Origin of the sequence: Streptomyces sp. NPDC050625, from assembly GCF_040654755.1 — a bacterium.
In the GTDB taxonomy this organism is placed as follows: domain Bacteria; phylum Actinomycetota; class Actinomycetes; order Streptomycetales; family Streptomycetaceae; genus Streptomyces.
Map to the genome: position 1 here is coordinate 430,701 of NZ_JBFAIQ010000004.1, position 19,945 is coordinate 450,645.

General features: G+C 69.4%; 18 protein-coding genes. 9 read left to right on the plus strand and 9 right to left on the minus strand.

Annotation, left to right across the window (positions count from 1 at the left end):
• Positions 1-75 precede the first annotated feature (75 nt).
• Entirely contained in the window at positions 76-1,389 is a 1,314-nt protein-coding gene (locus AB0I54_RS12385) for a cytochrome P450 (protein ID WP_363295893.1), read from the minus strand.
• Positions 1,390-1,602: 213 nt separating this feature from the next.
• Here AB0I54_RS12385 and AB0I54_RS12390 point away from each other — a divergent pair, with 213 nt between their 5' ends.
• Complete coding sequence (locus AB0I54_RS12390) at positions 1,603-3,333, plus strand: Ig-like domain repeat protein (protein WP_363295894.1); 1,731 nt, start codon at positions 1,603-1,605, stop codon at positions 3,331-3,333.
• On the opposite strand, the gene AB0I54_RS12395 is transcribed toward AB0I54_RS12390, so the two are convergent.
• From AB0I54_RS12395 to AB0I54_RS12415, 5 genes are all read right to left on the minus strand, one after another.
• A complete protein-coding gene (locus AB0I54_RS12395) occupies positions 3,323-3,949 on the minus strand; it encodes a hypothetical protein (RefSeq protein ID WP_363295895.1) in 627 nt (208 codons plus the stop codon). The two genes, AB0I54_RS12390 and AB0I54_RS12395, sit on opposite strands and share 11 nt — an antisense overlap.
• Positions 3,936-5,483 (minus strand): VWA domain-containing protein, encoded by a 1,548-nt coding sequence (locus tag AB0I54_RS12400; RefSeq protein WP_363295896.1) that lies wholly within the window; start codon positions 5,481-5,483, stop codon positions 3,936-3,938. Before AB0I54_RS12400 ends, AB0I54_RS12395 begins: the two co-directional genes overlap by 14 nt.
• Positions 5,480-6,703: a toxic anion resistance protein gene (locus tag AB0I54_RS12405; protein WP_363295897.1), complete on the minus strand. Its 1,224-nt coding sequence runs from the start codon at positions 6,701-6,703 to the stop codon at positions 5,480-5,482. The genes AB0I54_RS12400 and AB0I54_RS12405 overlap by 4 nt, the downstream gene beginning before the upstream one ends.
• A complete protein-coding gene (locus AB0I54_RS12410; RefSeq protein ID WP_363295898.1) occupies positions 6,700-7,785 on the minus strand; it encodes a substrate-binding domain-containing protein in 1,086 nt (361 codons plus the stop codon). Before AB0I54_RS12410 ends, AB0I54_RS12405 begins: the two co-directional genes overlap by 4 nt.
• Positions 7,786-7,949: 164 nt before the next feature.
• Positions 7,950-8,675 carry an SDR family oxidoreductase gene (locus AB0I54_RS12415; RefSeq protein ID WP_363295899.1) on the minus strand — a complete coding sequence of 242 codons (726 nt, stop codon included), beginning with the start codon at positions 8,673-8,675 and terminating at the stop codon, positions 7,950-7,952.
• 106 nt (positions 8,676-8,781) lie between these two features.
• Between AB0I54_RS12415 and AB0I54_RS12420 the strand changes: the two genes are divergently transcribed.
• Positions 8,782-9,630, plus strand: a complete 849-nt coding sequence (locus AB0I54_RS12420; protein WP_363295900.1) for a LysR family transcriptional regulator — start codon at positions 8,782-8,784, stop codon at positions 9,628-9,630.
• Between the two features lie 30 nt (positions 9,631-9,660).
• On the opposite strand, the gene rox is transcribed toward AB0I54_RS12420, so the two are convergent.
• Positions 9,661-11,088, minus strand: coding sequence for a rifampin monooxygenase (gene rox / locus AB0I54_RS12425; protein WP_363295901.1), 1,428 nt, complete (start codon positions 11,086-11,088; stop codon positions 9,661-9,663).
• Positions 11,089-11,548: 460 nt separating this feature from the next.
• Here rox and AB0I54_RS12430 point away from each other — a divergent pair, with 460 nt between their 5' ends.
• On the plus strand, positions 11,549-11,914 hold the full coding sequence (locus AB0I54_RS12430; RefSeq protein WP_363295902.1) for a hypothetical protein: 366 nt from the start codon (positions 11,549-11,551) through the stop codon (positions 11,912-11,914).
• An 84-nt stretch (positions 11,915-11,998) separates the two neighbouring features.
• Here the strand turns inward: AB0I54_RS12430 and AB0I54_RS12435 are convergent, their stop codons facing one another.
• Positions 11,999-12,469, minus strand: coding sequence for a VOC family protein (locus AB0I54_RS12435; protein WP_363295903.1), 471 nt, complete (start codon positions 12,467-12,469; stop codon positions 11,999-12,001).
• Between the two features lie 399 nt (positions 12,470-12,868).
• Here AB0I54_RS12435 and AB0I54_RS12440 point away from each other — a divergent pair, with 399 nt between their 5' ends.
• The 6 genes from AB0I54_RS12440 to AB0I54_RS12465 all read left to right on the plus strand — a co-directional run bounded on the left by AB0I54_RS12440 (position 12,869) and on the right by AB0I54_RS12465 (position 19,149).
• Complete coding sequence (locus tag AB0I54_RS12440; RefSeq protein ID WP_363295904.1) at positions 12,869-13,432, plus strand: SMI1/KNR4 family protein; 564 nt, start codon at positions 12,869-12,871, stop codon at positions 13,430-13,432.
• Between the two features lie 550 nt (positions 13,433-13,982).
• Entirely contained in the window at positions 13,983-14,744 is a 762-nt protein-coding gene (locus tag AB0I54_RS12445) for a DeoR/GlpR family DNA-binding transcription regulator (protein WP_363295905.1), read from the plus strand.
• Positions 14,745-14,863: 119 nt separating this feature from the next.
• Positions 14,864-16,231 carry a sugar ABC transporter substrate-binding protein gene (locus tag AB0I54_RS12450; RefSeq protein WP_363295906.1) on the plus strand — a complete coding sequence of 456 codons (1,368 nt, stop codon included), beginning with the start codon at positions 14,864-14,866 and terminating at the stop codon, positions 16,229-16,231.
• A gap of 94 nt (positions 16,232-16,325) precedes the next feature.
• The gene (locus AB0I54_RS12455; protein ID WP_363296079.1) at positions 16,326-17,279 is read left to right on the plus strand and encodes a sugar ABC transporter permease; all 954 of its coding nucleotides are present in this window, start codon (positions 16,326-16,328) and stop codon (positions 17,277-17,279) included.
• Positions 17,276-18,151, plus strand: coding sequence for a carbohydrate ABC transporter permease (locus AB0I54_RS12460; protein ID WP_363295907.1), 876 nt, complete (start codon positions 17,276-17,278; stop codon positions 18,149-18,151). Before AB0I54_RS12455 ends, AB0I54_RS12460 begins: the two co-directional genes overlap by 4 nt.
• A complete protein-coding gene (locus AB0I54_RS12465) occupies positions 18,148-19,149 on the plus strand; it encodes a zinc-dependent alcohol dehydrogenase family protein (protein ID WP_363295908.1) in 1,002 nt (333 codons plus the stop codon). Before AB0I54_RS12460 ends, AB0I54_RS12465 begins: the two co-directional genes overlap by 4 nt.
• 102 nt (positions 19,150-19,251) lie before the next feature.
• On the opposite strand, the gene AB0I54_RS12470 is transcribed toward AB0I54_RS12465, so the two are convergent.
• Positions 19,252-19,932, minus strand: a complete 681-nt coding sequence (locus AB0I54_RS12470; RefSeq protein ID WP_363295909.1) for a rhomboid family intramembrane serine protease — start codon at positions 19,930-19,932, stop codon at positions 19,252-19,254.
• Between the last annotated feature and the right edge of the window lie 13 nt (positions 19,933-19,945).

A 19,945-nucleotide genomic window follows, 5' to 3' on the forward strand; every position in this document is an offset into this window, starting at 1 on the left:
GGAACCCTTCCTGCGGTTGGCCGTGCTTCCTCTGGAGCGGCTGTGCAGGCGGTGCAGGGAGATGGTGCCCGAGGTCTACGCGTGTCCGCCAGAGGGCGGCACGGGTTGTGGGGTGGTCGTGTCGACGGTCGTTCCCGGAGGGGGCGCAGGGGTCGTGGAGGCCGGAGCCGGGCCGCCGGGGGTGAAGGTGACGGGCAGGTGCTCGGGGCCGCGCAGGCCGCCGGGCCGCCAGCGGAGTTCGCCGGGTGGCACGGCCAACTCCAGATGGGGGAGACGGCGCAGGACGGTGGCGATGGCGACCTGCCCCTCCAGCCGGGCCAGCGGTGCCCCCAGGCAGTAGTGGATGCCGTGCCCGAACGCGAGGTGCCCGTTGTCCCGGCGGCCGATGTCCAGGCGATCGGGATCGGGGAACCGCTCCGGATCGCGGTCGGCGATGGCGGAGGCGATCAGTACGGTCGCTCCCCGCGGGATCGTCACGCCCGCGATCTCGACGTCCTCGCGTGCGAACCGGGCGATGCCGGGGTTGACCGGCCCGTCGTAGCGGAGGAACTCCTCGATCGCGTCCGGCAGCAGGGCCGGGTCGTCGCGCAGCATCCGCAGTTGGTCGGGGTGGGCGAGCAGTGCGGTGATGCCGCCGCCGATCAGGTTGACCGTGGTGATGTATCCCGCCACCAGCAGCAGGAACGCCATGGCGATGAGCTCGTCCTCGTCCAGCCGCTGCTCCTCGTCACGGGCGACGATCAACGCGCTGAGCAGGTCGTCGCCCGGCCGGGCTCGTTTGGCCTCCAGGAGCTTGGTGAGGTACGAGCGCATGTGCCGCCAGGCTCCGTCCACCACGGCCGGGTCCGGCGGCTCCACGGCACGCCTGGTCATGTCGTCGGTCCAGCGCTGGAAGTCGTGCCGGTCCGCCACGGGCACCCCGAGGAGCTCACTGATCACCGTGACCGGAAGCGGCAGTGCGAAGTCCCCGATGAGGTCCGCGTGGCCTGTCGGTACGACCGTGTCGAGCAGGCCGTCGGCGATCGCCTGAACGCGGGGCCGCAGCTCGGCCACCCTGCGCGCGGTGAACGCCTTCGAGACCAGGCGGCGCAGCCGGGTGTGATCGGGTGGGTCGGCGCGGAGCATGTTGCGCATGAAGGACTCGCGCTCTGCCGTGGGCAGCTGCTGCACGAGACGTGGGTCCGACGCGTCGCGGACGTCGCTGCTCAGCCGCGGGTCCGACAGCGCGGCGAGGCCGTCTTCGTAGCGCGTGACCAGCCAGGCCTCCAGGCCGCCGGCGAGGACGGCGCACCGCACCGGACCCTCCTCGCGCAGCTGCCGGTAGAACGGAAAGGGGTCCGCGACGAAGGCCGGGTCGGTGTAGGGCAGAGGGACTGGCTGCTGACTCATGATGCCTCCCGGGCTGCGCTGCGACCTGGTCGCAACATTTGCACAATCTTGATGCTATATGCATCGGTATTGTCCGGCTGGTTCCGCTTCGCCGAGGCGCGGGCCCGTGCCGCGCGCCCCCTTGCCCGCTGGATCTTCACCCCGGTTCCATGGTCGTCACGGGCGTCTCACCGACACCGGTGAGGTGCCCAACCAAGCCTGTGGGGGGCACAGTTGAATACAGCACACCGATCCAGACGGCTCGCGGCGACGCTGCTCACCGCCGTACTCGCCGGGACCGGCCTGAGCGTCGCGGCGGCGCCCGCGGCACACGCGGCGGCCGAGGAGGCCGTGGCCAAGCTGCCGATCTCGTCGTACTCGGGGCTGGCCGTCGACTCCGTGCACCAGCGCGTCTACATCGCCGACCAGCACGAAGGCCAGTACGTCGGCACCGTGCTGGTCTACAACTTCCAGGGCCAGAAGGTCACCTCGTTCCAGCACGAGAACACGGTCTCGGGCCTGGCCCTCAGCGAGGACTCCATGACGCTGTACGTCGGCGAGCGCGGCCGCGTCGTCACGTACGACACCGACACGCTCCAGCAGAACGGTGCGTACAGCGCCGCCTACGACACCTGCGGTCGCCAACTCGCCTTCGCCGGCGGCACGGTGTGGAGCACGGACGCCTACGTCTTCCAGCCCTACCAGTGCGCCACGGCCTCGACAGGCCTCGACACGCTCACGAACGGCACGGTCGCCCGGACCGGCTGGAACGACGTCGGCAGGCTCCAGCTGGCCCCCAGCGCCCGTGGGCAGAACCGTCTCCTCATGGGCCAGCCCAAGGAGAGCGGCGCGGCGGACCCGTTCCTCGCCTCGTTCGACGTCAGCGGCACCACCCCGGTACGGAACGCCTCCCGCCGGTTCGCGGACACCGACGGCAAGGGCGCCCTCGACCTGAAGGACATGGCGGCGAACGCCGACGGCAGCAAGGTCGCCGTGGCCGACGCCACCGCCGGTACCCGGCTGCTGAACGCCGGAGACCTGTCGAACGCGCCGGACCAGTACCAGGCGCTGCCCGACGGCGCCAACGCCACCGCGGTCGCCTTCAGCGGTGACGGGAAGTACCTCGCCCGTGGCGCCCAGGCCACCGGCAGCACCCCCGACCTGCTGGTGCAGAGCGCCGACCCGACCGACGCCACGCCGCCGCTGGAGTTCGCCTTCGAGGGCAGCCTCGACGGCGGCTCGGTCACCCCGCGGGGCCTGGCCTGGTCCCAGGACGGCGCGCGGCTCTTCGCGATCACCCAGAGCGCCGGCGGCACCGAGTACTGGCTGCACGTCATCCAGCCCCCGGCCGCCCAGTACGACACCCTCTTCACCGGCGACCTCACCCACAGCCCCGCCCAGGCGGTCGCGGGCGAGCCGCTGGCCGTGCGCGGCCGACTGGAGTGGGACGGACCCGCGCCCGCCGAGCCGCTGAAGGTGACCGCCGTACGCAAGGACGCCACCGGCACCCACCAGCTCGGCACCGCCACCGTCAAGGACGATGGCACCTTCACCGTCCTCGACGAGCCCGACCTGGTCGGGGAGGCCACGTACACCGTCTCCTTCCTCGGTGACCCGACCCACCGCCCCGCCGGCGACCTCACCCACACCGTGACGGTCGGCAAGGCGGCCGGCACGATCGCCCTGACCGCTCCCGCGGAGGCCACGATGAGCGGCGGCGTCCACATCACCGGCACGTTCACCGCCCAGGGCAAGGCACTCCCCGAGCGGGCCACGCTCACCGTCCGGCGCACGGACCGGCTCGGCACGGGCACCCTGTCGTCGGTGACCGTCGCCGCCGACGGCACGTTCACCATCGACGACCTGCCGCGCACCCGGCGTTCGGTGACCTACACCGTCAGCTGGCCGGGCGACGACCTGCACACCGGCTCGACGGCGTCGGCGACCGTCAACGTCACGCGCTGAGTTCGCCGTTGCGGTTCCCGCCCCGGTCCTCCAGGTACCGGGTGTGGGACTCCTGGCGGCGGGCCTCGGTCTCCCCGAGCTCCGCCGCCAGCCGCTCGGCCTCCTGCCGCAGCAGATCCAGCTGCCGCTCCAGATGCCGCTCGGGCGGTTCGGCGCCCGGGGCCAGCCGGGTCCACCACCGGGTGCGTACGAAGGTGTCGACGGCCTCGGGGACGTCCTGCCGTACGGCCCGGGACAGGGCGTGCACGGCCTCGGGGTCCTGGGCGAGCACCTCGGCGACCCAGCCCGGCTCCAGCAGCGCGCCCAGCACATCGGTCAGTTCGGTGAGCCGGGTGCGCAGTGCCGGTGGCAGGTCGACATCGGTGAGATAGCCGCCGAGCTTCGCGAAGTCCTCGCGCACCGCGTCCAGTTGTGCCGACGGGCTCGGGAAGTCGGGCAGGGCCGGCCGCTCCGGCGGGGCGATCAGCGCGCCCGCGCCGTAGAGCCCGGCCACCACGACGGGCCAGTACGGGCCCGCGACCCCGGTGAAGGTCAGCACCAGGCCGAGCAGGCCGCAGGCGCCGCCCGCGAGGTTCTTGCTGGATTCGAGATAGCCGAGGACCTTACTGGTAGCCACGGATCTCCTCGAAGGCGCCGTCCAGCGAGCCCTTTTGGGCGTCGAAGAGGCGGCCGCCGGTCAGGTCGGCGATATGGGCCAGCTCGGAGCGGTCGGAGTCGCCGAAGACGATCGGGAAGACGGGGATGTCCCGCCGGGTGCCGGTGAGCCGGCGGTAGAAGCCGTCGAAGTCCCCTGCCTTGGCGCCGGTGGTGTTCTCGCCGTCGGTCATCAGCACGATCGAGGTGAACGTGTCGCGGTCGGCGCCGAGATGGTCGTAGGCCTTCTCCAGCGAGGTGTAGATCGCGGTGTCGCCGTCGGCGTCGAGAGCGTCGGTGTCGCGCCGGATGGCGTCGAGGCCGGCCTTCGGGTCCTTGGGGTCCACGACATGCGTCCGTACGCTCTTCACGTCCGAGCCGAACGGCATCAGCGTGACCTCCTCGCGGTCGTGGAAGTCGCCGGTGAGGTCGGTCAGCGCCTTCTTCAGCGCCGCGAGCCGGTCGCCCTCCATCGAGCCGGAGGTGTCGAGGACGTACACCGTGCGCGAGGGGCGGCGCAGCTCGTTCTCGTAGGAGTCGAGGAGGCCGTCGGCGACGGAACGGCTGCCGGGGAAGGGCAGTTCGCGCCGTCGGCCGGTGTCCAGGCCGGACGCGGGCGCCACCGAGGCGACGACCGGGCGGCGGTGGGTGGTGTCGGTGATGAGCTTCTGCACGGCGGCTGTGCGCAGGTCGTCCGCCACCCTGCGGACGTCCTCGCGGGTGCGGGCGTCGCTCGCGGTGAGTGAGGACAGCGGGTAGTCGGCGGTCACGACGCCGTCTTTGGGGCGGATCACCGTCAGGCCCGGAATGCCCTTGAGGACGGACTCGTAGTTGAGCAGGGCGTCGACGTTGCCGCGCCGCTTGTACGCCGTGGCCAGCCAGCCCGACGAACCCGACGTCAGCTTCTGGCCCTGGAAGAACTTCTTCAGCCTCGGCGTGGCCTTGGCGACGTCCGCGTCCGTCAGCGCGGACTGGGCGCCGGACAGGGCCGACGCGACCGAGACGAGGGTGGAGAAGCCGGAGTTGGAGCGGGCCGGGTCGGTCATGCCGTAGGTCAGCTTCCCGTCCTGCACGGCCTGCTCGATCTGGGACCAGGTGACCTGCTCGGGCTTCCAGCCGAGGGCCTGGACGGTGGCGTTCTTGACGCCGATGGCGACCGGGCTGGACATGACCGGCGTCTCGGAGACCACCTTCTTCGCCGCGTCGGGGCGCAGCCGCAGATAGTCGTCGGAGGACAGCCACAGCGCGTCGTACGCCCCGTCGGCCTTGCCCTTGGCGACCAGGTCGACGGCGTCCAGGGTGCCCATGTAGGTGGGCCGGATGGTGACGCCGGTGTCCTTGCGGACACGGTCGAAGACGGCGGTCATGTCGCTGAGTTCGCTGGAGGCGAGGATGCGCAGCGTGCCGGGCCTGGGCGCGGTGGAGTCGTCCTGGCCGTGCTCCTCGGCCGTGCAGGCGGTCAGGAGAGCGGCTGTCGTGGCGAGCACCGCGAGTGCGCGGGTGGTCCGTCTCGTCATGCGAGTCCGCCCTCCAGCGCGCCCTGCGACCGGCTGCGCTCCAGGTACGCGCTCGCGTTCTGCAACTCGTCCGTCAGCGACTGGACCGTCGAGGCCATCGCCTCCGTCGCCTGCACCTTGTAGGTGTCGATGGCGTCGAGGGTGCGATAGATCTGCTGGAACGCCGAGCGCAGCGTCTCCGCGCCCACGGCCGGGTCGGCGGCGATTCGCTGGATCTCACCGCTCTGCGTGGCGAGCATCTCCGCGTTGCCCCGGATGAGGTCCTCGGTCGTGCCGCGAAGGGCGTTGACCTGCTCGACGACTTTTTTCTGGTTGTCGAGCGCGGAGGCCAGCATCACGGAGATGCGCAGGGCCGAGACGGTGGTCGTGGCGGCCCGCTCGACGCCCTTGATCAGCTCGTCGTTGTTGCGGCGTACGACATCCATCGCGAGGTAGCCCTGTGCGCACACGGCGAGCTGGGTGAGCAGGTCCTGGTGCTTCTGCCGGACCGGGAAGAGCACATCGGCGCGGAGCGTGTCGGCGGCCTCGGGGTCGCCCGTCCCGACGCCGGAGATGTGCTGCTCGACGGCCGTGTCGAGGGCCTGGGTGAGGACCACGTACTCCTGGAGCTTGCCCATGGTCTCCCACAGCCGGACCCGCTCGGTCTGCAACGCGGCGTTGTCCCGGCGCAGTTCGTCCTGCCCGCCGCGCAGTGAGCCCACGATCTTGTTGAGGGTGCCCTGTGCGGAGGCGTACTTGGCGACATGGTCGCGCAGCTTGTTGCCGCCGGGCAGTTTGGAGAGGAACTTGCGACCCTTGCTCGCGGGCAGGTCACGCGGATCCAGGTCCTCGACGACCCGGCGCAGTTCCACCAGCGAGCCGGCGACCTTCGACTGGGCGTCCCCGCCCTTGTCGGGCAGGCTGCGCACGGCCCGCTCCAGCATACGGTTGGACTGGGCGGTGGCGGTGCGCATCTCACCGGAGCCAAGAGCGGTGATCTCCCCGACCTTGCCCGCGAACTCGGGGGAGCGGGCGTCGAGTTGGGCGAGGCCCTCTACGTAGGCGGTGGCCTTGCGTGCCATGTCCGTACGGACGCTGTCGTCCACGGGCACGAGTCCGCCGGCCCTGTCCCGCGGCACGGGCGTGACGGCCTCGGGCGGGGTGAGGGTGAACTCGCTGTCGCTGGGCGGTGTGAGCGTGAACTCGTTGTCCCTGCTGGTCACTTGCAGATCCCCCGTCATCCGCGCGCCCGGCGGGCCATCTCGTGCAGCACCGCGGAGGTGGGCACGGGCGCCTGCCGGACGCCGGTCAGCTTCTGGTTGAGGTAGGCGGTGCGGCTTGCGGTGGCCGCGACGAACTCGGCGGCGTCGCCCTGCGGCCGGAATCCATGCCGTACGGCGAGCTTGCGCAGGGCCGGGTCGGTGCTCAGGAGCTCCCCGAGCGCCCGGCCGTTCGCGTCGAGCGGTACGACGGTGTGGTCGCTGTTGACCGTGGTGTCCGGGTAGAGCACCACAAGGTCATCTGCGTCCGGGCCGGGCTGCTGTTCGGCGAGCAGCGAGGCGACCTGCGACTCGTACACGAGCACCAGCGGGTTTCCGGCGCCGCTGATGAAGTCCCGGAAGACCGCGTCCGAGCTGGACTGCTGGGCGCCCTGAACGCTGACCAGTTGGTGCAGCAGCGGTGCGGTGCGGTCTACGTCCGCCTTGCCCGCGGCCACCTTGCCGCCGTTCGCCACATAGGACGCGGCCGCGAGGTACAGCGCACCGGAGTTGGAGGACTCCGGGTCGGTGCTCGCGATGTACAGCGTCCCGGTCAACTCGCCATGGGCGGACGCCCCCTTGAGCTGCTGCCAGGTGCGGTTGTGCCGGGCGGCATCGAGATACGCGCCCATGTTCAGGGTGCCCCGGCTCTTCCCGTCGAGCACGGCGAGGCCGTTGGCCGCGAGCACGTCGGCCGCGCTGCGATGGGCCACGACCACGAGGGGCGAGTAGAACGGCCGGGGCAGCGGCTCCTGCACGTGGTACTTGGCGGCCAGTTGGTCGGCGGGCGCCTTGCTGGAGGGGAACGCGAAGTCGTACCCCTTGAGGTTCAGGCCCTCCATGGCCCAGGACCCGGACGCCTCCGTCTTCACGGTGAAGCCCTTGGCGGCGAGGGCCTTCACCACGTCGGGATCGGCGAAGAACTCGGCCTTCTCCGATCCGATCACTCCACGCACGGTCTTCGTTGCCGTGCCCTTGTCCTCACCATGCCGCCCCGCGACGACGGCGGCCACCACGCCACCGATCAGCAGGACCGCGAGGACTATTCCCGCGATTCGTCTCACGCCGGGGAGCGTGCTCCCGGAATCACACGTTCCCCGGTTCCTCGGGTGAACAGAAGGTGACCGACCGTTCCCGGTATGCAACCGGAGGGGGTGCCTCCGGCGGTTGGGCGACGGAGCAGTGGCTGGCGCTGCCGGGCACCGTCAGTGGGAGGCGCGTCGAGCGGTCACCAAGGCACCTCCCCCGCGTCGTCGAAGAAGCGGCCGGTCGGGCCGTCGTCGGGCAGGGTCGCGAGTCGGATCGCGATCGCCGCGCCCTGTTCCGGGGTGCGGACGCCGCGGAAGTTGTTGAGGTCGGTCGCCGTGAAGCCGGGGCAGGCGGAGTTGATGAGGATGTTCGTGTCGTGCAGTTCCTTGGCGTACTGGACCGTGACGGCGTTGAGGAACGTCTTCGACGGCGCGTAGGCGACGGCGATCGGGCCCGTCTCGGCGCCGGGAGTGCTCTGCAGGGTGAGGGAGCCGACGCTGCTGGACATGTTCACGATGCGCGGCGACGCCGAGCGGCGCAGCAACGGCAGCATCGCGTTGGTGACGCGGATGACGCCGACCACATTGGTCTCCACGGCCGCCCGCACCCTCGCGAGGTCGACCGTGGTGGGCATCTGCGGTGCGCCGCCGGTGATCGCGGCGTTGTTGACGAGTACGTCGAGGCGTCCGGCCCGGTCCTCGATCAGTGCGGCCGCGGCGGTCACACTCGCGTCGTCGGTCACGTCGAGCGGTACGCCGAACGCGTCGACGCCGGCCGCACGCAGCTTGGCCACAGCGGCCTCGCGACGCTCCTCGTTCCGGGCGCCGACACCGACGGCCCAGCCGAGAGCGCCCAGACCGGCCGCGATCTCGTACCCGATGCCCTTGTTCGCGCCGGTCACCAGCGCGATCGTCTGTTCAGTCATACGTCCCATCGTTTCCGGGCCCCGCCGGAGCGGTCCAACACCCATTGGGTGGGCGGCGATACCGCACGGGTATCGATCCCGGTCGGCGGGCGGATAGCATGGCGGCGTGGAGACGCGGGAATTGCGGTACTTCGTCGCCGTCGCTGAGGAGCTGCACTTCGGGAGGGCCGCGCAGCGGCTCGGGATCGCGCAGCCCCCGCTGTCGCGGGCGATCCGCCAGCTGGAGCGGCGCCTCGGGGCGACGCTGCTCGAACGCACCAGCCGCGCGGTCACCCTGACCGCGGCCGGGCTGGTGCTCCTTCGCGAGGCCCGGGCGGCGCTGGACGCCGTCGAGGCCGCCGAACGTCGCACCCGCCGCGCTGCCCTCGCCGCGACCGGCCACGCCGAAGTGGTCCTTGCCATGAAGGCCGGCGCGTCCAGCGAACTACTGGCGAAACTGCTCGACGCCTACGCCGCCGAACCCGACGCCGTCACCGTCGATGTGCTCCTGTGCGGGCCCGGCGAGCAGGAACGGCTGCTGCGCGACGGCCGGGCCGACGTGGCGGTGCTGCACCGGCCGTTCGACTCGACGACCGGGTTCGACACCGAGGAGCTGTGCACGGAGGGACAGGTCGTGGTCCTGCCGGCCGGGCATCCCCTCACCGGCCGGACAGACCTGCGCATGGCCGACGTCGCCGAGCTGCCCGGCCTGCCCCTGCCGCGCTGGCCCCGCCTCGACGGTACGTACCCGGACGGCCCCGGCCCCCAAGTTCGCGACCACACGCAGTTGCTCCAGCTGGTCGCGCTCGGCCGTGCCTGCGTGATCGCGCCGGAGTCGTCACGGGCCCACCTGCGGGGCGACATCGCGGCCGTGCCGGTACTGGACGCGCCGACGGTCACGACGGTGATCGCATGGCCACCGCACAGCCGGTCGAGAGCGGTGGCCGGCCTCGTCCGGACCGCGTCACGTCTTTGACGGGCAATGCCGCCGGACACATGCACGCGCTCAGCGGACGGCGGCGCCGAACCACTTGGGCAGCCGGCCGAGCAGATCCTGCTGATCCTCGCCGACCCACGCCACGTGGCCGTCCGGCCGGAGCAGTACCGCCGGCACGTCCAGGTCCTCGCTGACGTCGACGACGTGGTCGACACGATCCGCCCAGCCCGCCACCGAGAGCCGCCCGGTCTGGTCCAGCAGCAGTCCCCGGCCGTCGTGCATCAGCGCGTACAGGCGCCCCCGCTTCAGCTCCACGTCCCGCATCCGCCGGCCGAGCAGGTCATGGCCCTCGCCGAAGTCGTAGCGGACCCCGATCGCAGTGATCTTCTCGATCAGGTACCGGTTCACCTCCTCGAAGTCCATCAGTTCCGACAGCAGTCGGCGCACTGCCCGGGGACCCGGCTCGGGGGACAGCAGCTCCATCTGCGCGCGGGTGTTGGCCAGCACGTCGGCGGCCACCGGGTGCCGTTCGGTGTGGTAGCTGTCCAGCAGCCCCTCCGGTGCCCAGCCGCTCACCTCGGCGGCCAGTTTCCAGCCGAGGTTGAACGCGTCCTGGATGCCGAGGTTGAGCCCCTGCCCGCCGGTCGGCGGGTGGATGTGCGCCGCGTCGCCGGCCAGCAGCACCCGGCCGACCCGGTAGCGCTCGGCCAGCCGGGTGGCGTCACCGAAGCGGGACAGCCAGCGCGGTGAGTGCACCCCGAAGTCGGTGCCCGCGAACACCCGCAGCTGTTGCTTGAACTCGTCGAGGGTCGGCGGGACCGAGCGGTCCTCGGCCAGCCCGTCGGCGGGTACGACGACGCGGTACACGCCCTCCCCGAAGGGCCCGAGACCGAAGCGCTTGTGAGTCTCGCGGACCTCGGCCACCACGGCGGCGACCTCCTCCGCTGGTACGGCCACCTCCATCTCGCCCAGCAGCGTCTCGACCCTGGTCGGCTCACCGGGGAAGCCGACGCCGAGCAGCTTGCGCACCGTGCTGCGGCCGCCGTCGCAGCCGACGAGGTAGCGCGAGCGCAGCCGCGTGCCGTCGGCCAGCTCGACACTCACCCCGTCCTCGTTCTGGCTCAGCCCGACCAGCTCGCAGCCGCGCCTGATCTCGGCGCCGACGGCGACGGCGTGCTCGGCCAGCAGGCGATCGGTGACAGTCTGCGGGATGCCGAGGACGTAGCCGTGCCGGGTGTCCAGCCGTTCGGGCGCGGGTTTGGCCATACCGGCGAAGAAGCCGCCGACCCCGTACTGCTTGCCGTGCGCGAGGAACCGCTCCAGCAGACCGCGCTGATCCATCACCTCGATGCTGCGCACGTGCAGGCCCAGCGCCCGGACGTACGGGGCCGGTTCCGCATCCTTCTCCAGCAAGAGCACCTGCACGCCGTGCAGCCGCAGTTCTGCGGCCAGCATCAAGCCGGTCGGTCCGCCACCGGCAATGATCACGTCGATCATCAAGTCCCCCATTCAAAAGGCCCTGCGGCGTGTGCCCGCAAGCGCATCGCGGAGCCCCGATTTCCGCAGGTTCTGGCTTCGGCCGGAGATTGTGCAGCACGACCGGGGCCTTGCCGCAAGGCCCCCTGTGCGCTATACGTTGAGAGTGGCAAGGAGTGGCTGACCTCCTTGCCTTTGCTTTTGCCCTGGGGCTTGTTCCCGGCCGGAACCCCCCGTGGGTCTACCCGAGTCGACCTCTTGGCGGGTCTGACCCTCCAGGCAGGACCACCAGCCGCTCACCTCCGCCTGGAGACCGGCCGAGGGCGCGACCGCGGCCTGCTGCATTGGCATTACCGACATCACCGGGTCGGGGGACTGCGCCGTCGGCTGCCGGGCCGGATGTCCCGGATGAGTGTGATCATCACCTTAAGGTGACGTGGGGACTCCCGACCGTCACCACGGCTGGCAGGAGGACCAATCGATGAATCTCACTCTGAAGCGCCTGTTCGGCGCTGCTGCGGCGGTGGCCATGGGCACCACGGCCCTGCTCGGCACCGGTGCCGGCACCGCCAACGCCACCGGCAGGGCGTACTGCGACCGCGCCGAACGGGACATGTGGCACGAGGGGCCCGGCACCGACGTGATCGGCCACAACTGCAGCATCCCGAACAACAAGCGCCGCTGGTACACCATCGAGATCGACACCCTCGTGGAGACCTACTACAAGTCGGAGCATCTGGACGAAGGCGTAGCCCGGACCGAGACCGTGCACGACAGCACCGTCAGGTGCATGGGCTACACCTCCGACAACGGCACGGTGCACTGGTTCGGCTGCCCGCCCTCCTGAAGCGGCACCCGATGATTTTGCCGATGCGACTCACTGCGGCCCGTACGGCACTTCAACGGCGCACGTGCCTTGTGCGGCGATGGGTCAGGCCGGGGTGTCGGTGTCCTGCGTGGAGGCCGAGAACGCCTCGGGGCCCTGCTCCGCCGCCGCCGGGTCCATCCACATGACCTGCCAGCCATGGCCGTCGAGGTCGAAGAAGCTGCGTGAGTACATGAAGCCGTAGTCCTCGGCGCCATCCGCCTCGGAGCCGCCCGCCGCGAGCGCAGCGGCGCTGACCGCATCGACCTCATCGCGGGACGACACGCTGAAGCAGTACAACGCCAGCGTGTGCGTGGTGGGATCGGCCATCGGCAGCTTCGAGAACTCCGCGAACTTCTCGCGGCTGAGCAGCATGACGAAGGCGTGCTCGCCGACCAGCATGCAGGCGGCGGTCTCGTCGGTGAACTTCGGGTTGAAACCGAACCCGAGCTTGGCGAAGAACGCCTTGCTGCGCTCGAGGTCCGCTACGGGGATGTTCACGAACAGCATGCGGCCGGGGTGTGCGGGATTGGTCATGGTGGGTCTCCAGTCGGCGTCTCGATGGCGTACGTCCGGTAGACCGGCCCGGGCGGCGGAACTCATCGGTGAATCGTCGCTGGCTGTCCGAACAGCAGACGCCTTCGCTTGGATATCTCCGCCCACCGCGTCGAGTTGGCCTCCAAGGCAAGGCCGTCGCCAGACTGGCTGTGTTGTCAGTGGTGGGGGATACGGTGCGGTGCGATGGGCCGGACGGAGATCGTGAGGGACTCGCGGCCATGGGGGGTGGGTCGTACAGGCCCCGGCAGCCGGCTCGGGACTGGAGATGTCTTGCCGTTTCCCCACCCCCCACCTCCTCACACTGGCTCCGAGGTGAGGTTCCGGGTCCGGCGAGCATAGCCTCCTCGGCTGACCGGCCGCTCGGAGGCTTAGGACTTCGTGCGCTGGTTCGCTGGTGAGTGGATCGGCAGCCCTCTGCAGTCCGAAGACGGCTGCTCTGTGGACGAGTTGAGAGCCGCGGAGAGCGACCTCGGCTTCGAACTCCCCGCCAACTTGCGGGAGGTATGCGCACTTCTGGGTCGCCGAGACGACCTGACCCGACAGCAGGACCCCTTGGTACCCCAGGCCGGGCTCTATGTCGACGACGCCCAGGGAGGCGTCCTGGTCTTCCGCCGCGAGAACCAGGATTGCGCGTCGTGGGCGATTCCCCTCGCTCAGATCGAGCAGGACGATCCTCCGGGGGTGGTGGAATCGCACCAGGGCTCCTGCGAGCTACCGGACGCGCTGGCGCCGCGCCTCCACGCTCGATACGCCCGGGTCGAACTGCCTGACTACGCGATGTGGGCGAGCGAGGAGGACTCACCCGTACGCTGGTACGCGGCCCCTGGCCGATTGCTGCGCCGGGACGGCCTGCAGGACCACTGCTGGATCCACGCATGCGGATGCGCGGTTGCCGACCTTGAGGTCATCCGTGCAGACCTCCCCGGTTCTTGGGTTCGCTGACCCCTTGCCCGCCGCTGCCGGCGGACCTCGGCAGTTTGCTGCAGGGCGGAGGACCACGTGCCGCAGTTGACGGAGACGATGCGGACGCTGCCCTGACGGAGCGCTCCCCGTGGAGCTGTCGGACCACGGCCGGGTCGTCGGCCCAGAAGTGACCGAACGGTCGATCACCATCACTTCGACCAGCTGCGCCGCATTCCCACGGTGATCCATTCGGCCGACGGAGCCGAGCAGGCCGCCACCGGCATCGTCATCGATACCGCCGTCGCCGACTACCGCCTCGGACGACCCGGGCGACCCGGACGAGCGTCGTCCGGCTCGTGGCTGTCGTGGATTCGGGCATCGCTGCCACCCGATTCGGTTGGCAGGGGACGGCGATCATGCCACTTGCAATCCGATGACCTGCAGAAATCCCGTCCGGCGCGCACACCCAATCGGGCAATATCCATGAAGGAACGGGCGTCTCACCCGGTGAAGTACGGCGATATAAATCCATGGCCGAAACAGACGGGCAATGTTCGCCCGAACGGGAAAACCAGGGAGGTGCTTGCGCGTGAAAGCCGAAGAGCGACAGCATCGGATCCTGGCTCTCGCCCGCCGCAGCGGAAGAGTGGAGGTGTCCGCCCTGGCCGCCGACTTCCGGGTGGCGCCGGAGACGATCCGCAGGGATCTGAACGAACTCGCGCGAGGCGGTCTGGTCCGCAGGAGCCACGGCGGTGCCTACCCGGTGGAAAGCGCCGGGTTCGAGACCTCGCTGGCCCAGCGTGAGACTCACCATGTGGAGGACAAGCGCCGTATCGCCGCCGCTGCCGTGCACCTGTTCGGCGAGGCGGAGACGGTGTTCATCGACGAGGGCTACACCCACCGCCTCATCGCCGACCTGCTGCCCTCCGACCGGAATCTGACCGTGGTCACCGCCTCCCTGCCCACCGCCGCGGCGGTGGCGGAAGCCTCCCAGGCCACGGTGTTGCTGCTCGGCGGCAAGGTCCGCGGCCGCACCCTGGCCACCGTCGGATCCTGGACCAACCAGATGCTGTCCAGCTTCGTCATCGACCTGGCGATCCTGGGAGCCAACGGCATTTCCCGCGACGCCGGCCTCACCACACCCGACCCGGTGGTGGCCGACGTCAAAGCCCAGGCGATCCGCAGTTCCCATCGCCGGATACTCGTCGGAATCCACACGAAATTCGGAGCGCAGAGCTTCTGCCGATTCGCCAAGATCGGCGACTTCGAAACCATCATCACCGACACCGGCCTGCCGGTTGCCGAAGCTCATCGCTACTCCCTGCACGGACCCAACGTCATCCGGGTCTGAGTTCCTGCCCGAGCCGCCAAGCCCGAGGTCTTTTCCTCGCCGGCTCTTTCAAGCACGCCGTCATTCCTCGGCGTAAGACCCCGTTCCCAGCTCGCTGTTCCCCCAAGAAAGGTGCTCCCATGCGCTACGGACCCACCAGGGCCAGACTGACGACGGCGGCCCTGACCGGCCTCACCTGTACCGCCCTGCTCGCCGGCTGCGCCGGTGCGGGAGGCAGTGGCGGGGGCGACGGCGACAAGACCGTGAACGTACTCATGGTCAACAACCCTCAGATGCTCGACCTCCAGAAGCTGACCAAGGATCAGTTCACCAAGAAGACCGGCATCAAGGTCAACTTCACCGTCCTGCCGGAGAACGAGGTGCGGGACAAGATCACGCAGGATGTCGCAACACAGGCGGGCGGCTATGACGTGGTCACGGTCGGCGCCTATGAGGTCCCGCTGTGGGCCAAGAACGGCTGGCTGTCACCGCTGGACAACACCGTCGCCAAGGACCCCTCCTTCAAGCAGGACGATGTCTTCGCGTCCATGACGGACGGGCTGCGCGGCGCGGACGGCAAGCTCTACGCCGAGCCCTTCTACGGCGAGTCCTCCTTCCTGATGTATCGCAAGGACATCTTCGACGCCAAGCACCTGACCATGCCGGACCGTCCGACCTGGAAGCAGGTCGCCGACCTGGCCGCCAAGGCGGACGGCGCCCAGAAGGGCATGAAGGGCATCTGCCTGCGGGGCAAGCCGGGTTGGGGTGAGCTCGGAGCCGCCCTGACCACCGTGGTCAACACCGAGGGCGGCACCTGGTTCACCAAGGACTGGAAGGCCCAGGTCAACGGCGAAGGCTTCACCAAGGCGACCGAGGACTACGTCGATCTCGTCCGCAAGCACGGCGAGGCCGGCGCCCCGCAGGCCGGATTCGCCGAGTGCCTCAACAACTTCACGCAGTCCAAGACCGCCATGTGGATGGACGCCACATCGGCAGCGGGCCTCCTGGAGGACCCCAGTTCGCCCGTCGCCGGCAAGGTCGGCTACGCGCAGGCACCGGTGACCGACACCAAGGCCTCCGGATGGCTGTGGACCTGGGCCCTTGCGCAGCCGAAGGCGGGCAAGCACCAGGATGCCGGCGCCCAGTTCGTCCAGTGGGCCGCGAGCCAGGACTACGAGAAGCTCGTCGGTGAGAAGCTCGGTTGGTCCCGGGTCCCGGCCGGCAAGCGGAAGTCGACCTACGACAACCCGGACTACCAGAAGGCCGCGGCGCCCTTCTACCAGGCCACTTTGACCGCCATCAGCGAGGCCGACCCGAAGAACCCCGGGACACAGCCTCGTCCCACGGTCGGCGTGCAGTACGTGACCATTCCCGAGTTCCAGGACCTGGGCACCAAGGTCACCCAGGAAGTGTCCGCCGCGATCGCCGGACGCCAGTCGGTCAAGCAGGCCCTCGACAAGGGCCAGAAGCTGGCCGAGCAGGTCGCCTCCAAGTACCAGAACAACTGACCGCAATCCCCATGCCCCTTGTGCGGCCCTCTTCCCCTCGCACAGGGGCAAGGGGGCCCCACGGAGCGGAGAGACACAAGTGAGTAGTGCCCTGATGCAGAAATCAAGACGTCCCGCCGGGCCACATGCGGCCGCGGTTTCTCGTCAACGGTCGGGCCGCGCAAGGGCATGGGCCAGGCGCGCCCCGATGATGCCGGCGCTGGTGTACATGGTGATCGTCACCCAGCTGCCGTTCGCCGCCACACTGGTGATCTCCTTCATGAACTGGGACGCGCTGCGGCCCGAGGAGCGCGGCTGGGCCGGGTTCGCCAACTACAAACTGGTGTTCAACGACCCGGACATGCGCGCCTCGGTGATCACTACGGTGTGGCTCACCGCCGGTGTGGTGCTGCTGAGCCTGCTGCTCGGCCTGGGTGTGGCGCTCCTGCTCGACCACAAGTTCCGCGGGCGCGGAGCGGTGCGGACCATGATGATCGCCCCGTTCCTCGTCGTGCCCGTCGCGGCCGCACTGCTGTGGAAGCATGCGCTCTACAACCCTGAGTACGGTCTCCTCAACGGCGCCCTGACCTGGATCTGGTCGCTGTTCGGCTCGGACAACCCGCCACAGCCCGACTGGATCAGCTCCTCACCCCTGGCCGCCGTTGCCGTCTCCCTGATCTGGCAGTGGACGCCCTTCATGATGCTGATCCTGCTCGCCGGACTGCAGAGCCGCCCACTGGAGATCATCGAGGCCGCCCGGGTGGACGGTGCCAACGCCTTCCAGATATTCCGCCATCTGACGCTGCCGCACCTGCGCCGGTACATGGAGCTGGCGGCCCTGCTCGGGTCCATCTACATCGTGCAGAACTTCGACGCGGTCTTCACCATCACATCGGGCGGGCTCGGCACCGCGAACCTTCCCTACACCATCTACCAGACCTTCTATCAGGCACATGACTACGGTCGTGCCTCCGCCGCCGGCGTCATCGTCGTGCTGGGCACCATCGTGGTGGCCACCTTCGCACTGCGCACGGTGTCGACGCTCCTGCGGGAGGAGAAGACCTCATGAGCACCACCCTTGCCCGTCCCCGGCCCCGCCGGCAGCGCGACCCCTTCCTCAGGCACCACACCAAGGCCGTCATCGGACTGGCCGGCTGGACCGTAGGCCTGCTCTTCTTCGCGCCGTTCGCGTGGATGGTCCTGACCTCCTTCCACAGTGAGACGGACGCCGCCACCAATCCGCCCTCCCTCGCCGCGCATCTGACCCTGCACGGGTATCGCGAGTTCTTCGGCGCCTCGACAGGGGCCAGCCCCTGGCCCGCTCTGATCAACTCCGCGACCGCAAGCGTGTTTTCGACCCTGCTCGTCCTCGCGCTGTCCATCCCCGCGGCCTACGCACTGTCGATCAAACCGGTGCGCAAGTGGTCCGACGTGATGTTCTTCTTCCTGTCCACCAAGATGCTCCCCGCAGTCGCGGGCCTGCTCCCGATCTACCTGGCCGCCCAGAACCTCGGGCTGCTGGACAACATCTGGCTCCTGGTCATCCTCTACACGACCATGAACCTGCCGATCGCCGTATGGATGATGCGGTCCTTCCTCGCGGAGATCCCCGTGGCGATCCTGGAGGCCGCCGCGATCGACGGCGCCGGCCTGCCGACCGTCTTCCGCAGGATCATCATCCCGATGGCGGCGCCCGGTATCGCCGCCACCTCACTGATCTGCTTCATCTTCAGCTGGAACGAGATGCTGTTCGCCCAGGTCCTCACCGGGGTCCAGGCTTCGACCGGGCCGGTCTTCCTGACCAGCTTCGTCACCAGCCAAGGTCTGTTCCTGGCCAAGGTCTGTGCCGCGGCCGTCGCTGTGTCCATCCCGGTTCTCATCGCCGGATTCGCCGCTCAGGACCGCCTGGTCCAGGGTCTGACCATGGGAGCCGTCAAATGAAGGCCGCACTCATCACCGAGCAGGGGACCATCGAGATGGTCACCGTGGAGGATCCCACTCCCGGCCCCCGAGAGGTCGTCGTGGCCGTGGCCGCCTGCGGCCTGTGCGGCACGGACCTGCACATCCAGCAAGGCGAATTCGCCCCCGAACTGCCCATCGTTCCCGGCCACGAGTTCGCCGGTGAGGTGGTGGCCGTCGGCCGCGACGTCACCGAACTGGCCGTGGGTGCCCGCGTCGCCGTCGACCCCTCACTGAGCTGCAACGAGTGCTACTACTGCCGCCTCGGCAGGAACAACCTGTGTGAGCGCTGGGCGGCCATCGGGGTCACGACCGCGGGCGGTGCGGCGGAATACGCCGTAGCACCGGTCGCCAACTGCGTCGTCCTGCCCGACCACGTCTCCACCCACGACGCTGCCCTGATCGAACCGCTGGCCTGCGCGATACGCGGGTACGACGTCCTGCGCAGCAATCTCGCCAACCACGTGCTCATCTACGGCTCGGGCACGATGGGCCTGATGATGCTGGAGCTGGCCAAGCGCACCGGTGCGGCCAGTGTCGACGTCATCGACATCAACCCCGCACGCCTGGAGACGGCGCGGACGCTGGGCTGCGGCAACGCCGTGACATCCGCGGACCAGATCGACATGCCCCGCGGCTGGGATCTCGTCATCGACGCCACGGGGAACGAGAACGCGATCCAGGACGCCCTGGGCAGGGTCGGCAAGGGCGGCACCTATCTGCAGTTCGGCGTCTCCGACTACGCCGCCCGGGCGACGATCGAGCCCTACCGCATCTACAACCAGGAGATCACCATCACCGGTTCGATGGCGGTTCTGCACAGCTTCGAACGCGCCGCAGAGCTTTTCGCCGCCGGCGTGCTGGACCCGGAGATCTTCATCAGCGACCGCCTGCCGCTCGCCTCCTACAGCGAAGCACTCAAGCGATTCCAGGCGGGCGAGGGCCGCAAGATACAGGTGCAGCCGGGCCTGGGCGTCTGATCACCCCGGCAGACAGAACACACGAGGCCGCCACGCCCACTCGCTCAACCGGGCAGTGGCGGCATTCGCCCAACCACCCACCCGCGGCAGGGGCGCGCTGGGCTAGAGGAGGCCGAGATCGCCGAGTTCCTTGTGCAGGTCCGCGCGGGGATTGTCGGCGTGTACCTGTGGGGCGCGGACAGCGGCCGTCCCAGGGGTGCCGTCGGAGTGGGCGGTCGGGCGGGGCCGTGCGCGGCGATCCCGGAAAAGCCAGGCTCCGGCCAGACCGCCGATCAGTCCTCCGAGGTGTCCGAGCCAGCTCACTCCCGGTGTCCCGGGTACGGCAACGGTGAGCATGTAGGCGAAGGACGCCCCCATGACGACACCGATCAACGTGTCGATCAGATGCCGGTCGAAGAGCCCGCGGACCACGACGTAGCCGAAGTACCCGAAGATCAGACCGCTGGCACCGACCGTCTCCACACCGCTTCCTTCGAGGAACCACACCATGAGCCCACTGGTCACCGCCACCAGCAGACTCAACCCGAGGAAGCGGACCACGCCTCGGTAGGCGGCGAGGAATCCGAAGACGAACAGAGGCCCGGAGTTGCTCTCGATGTGTGCCCAACTCCAATGCAGGAAGGGCGCGATGAGTATGTCGGGCAGCGTGCCCAGGTCGCCGGACATCACGCCGTAGTCCCGTGAGAGGGAGTAGTGGTCGGCATAGTTGATCAACTGCACCAGCCAGACGGCCAAAAGGAACCCGAACATCACGAAGAACGCCTTCCGCGCCTCCGCGATCATCTGCTCAGGCCCG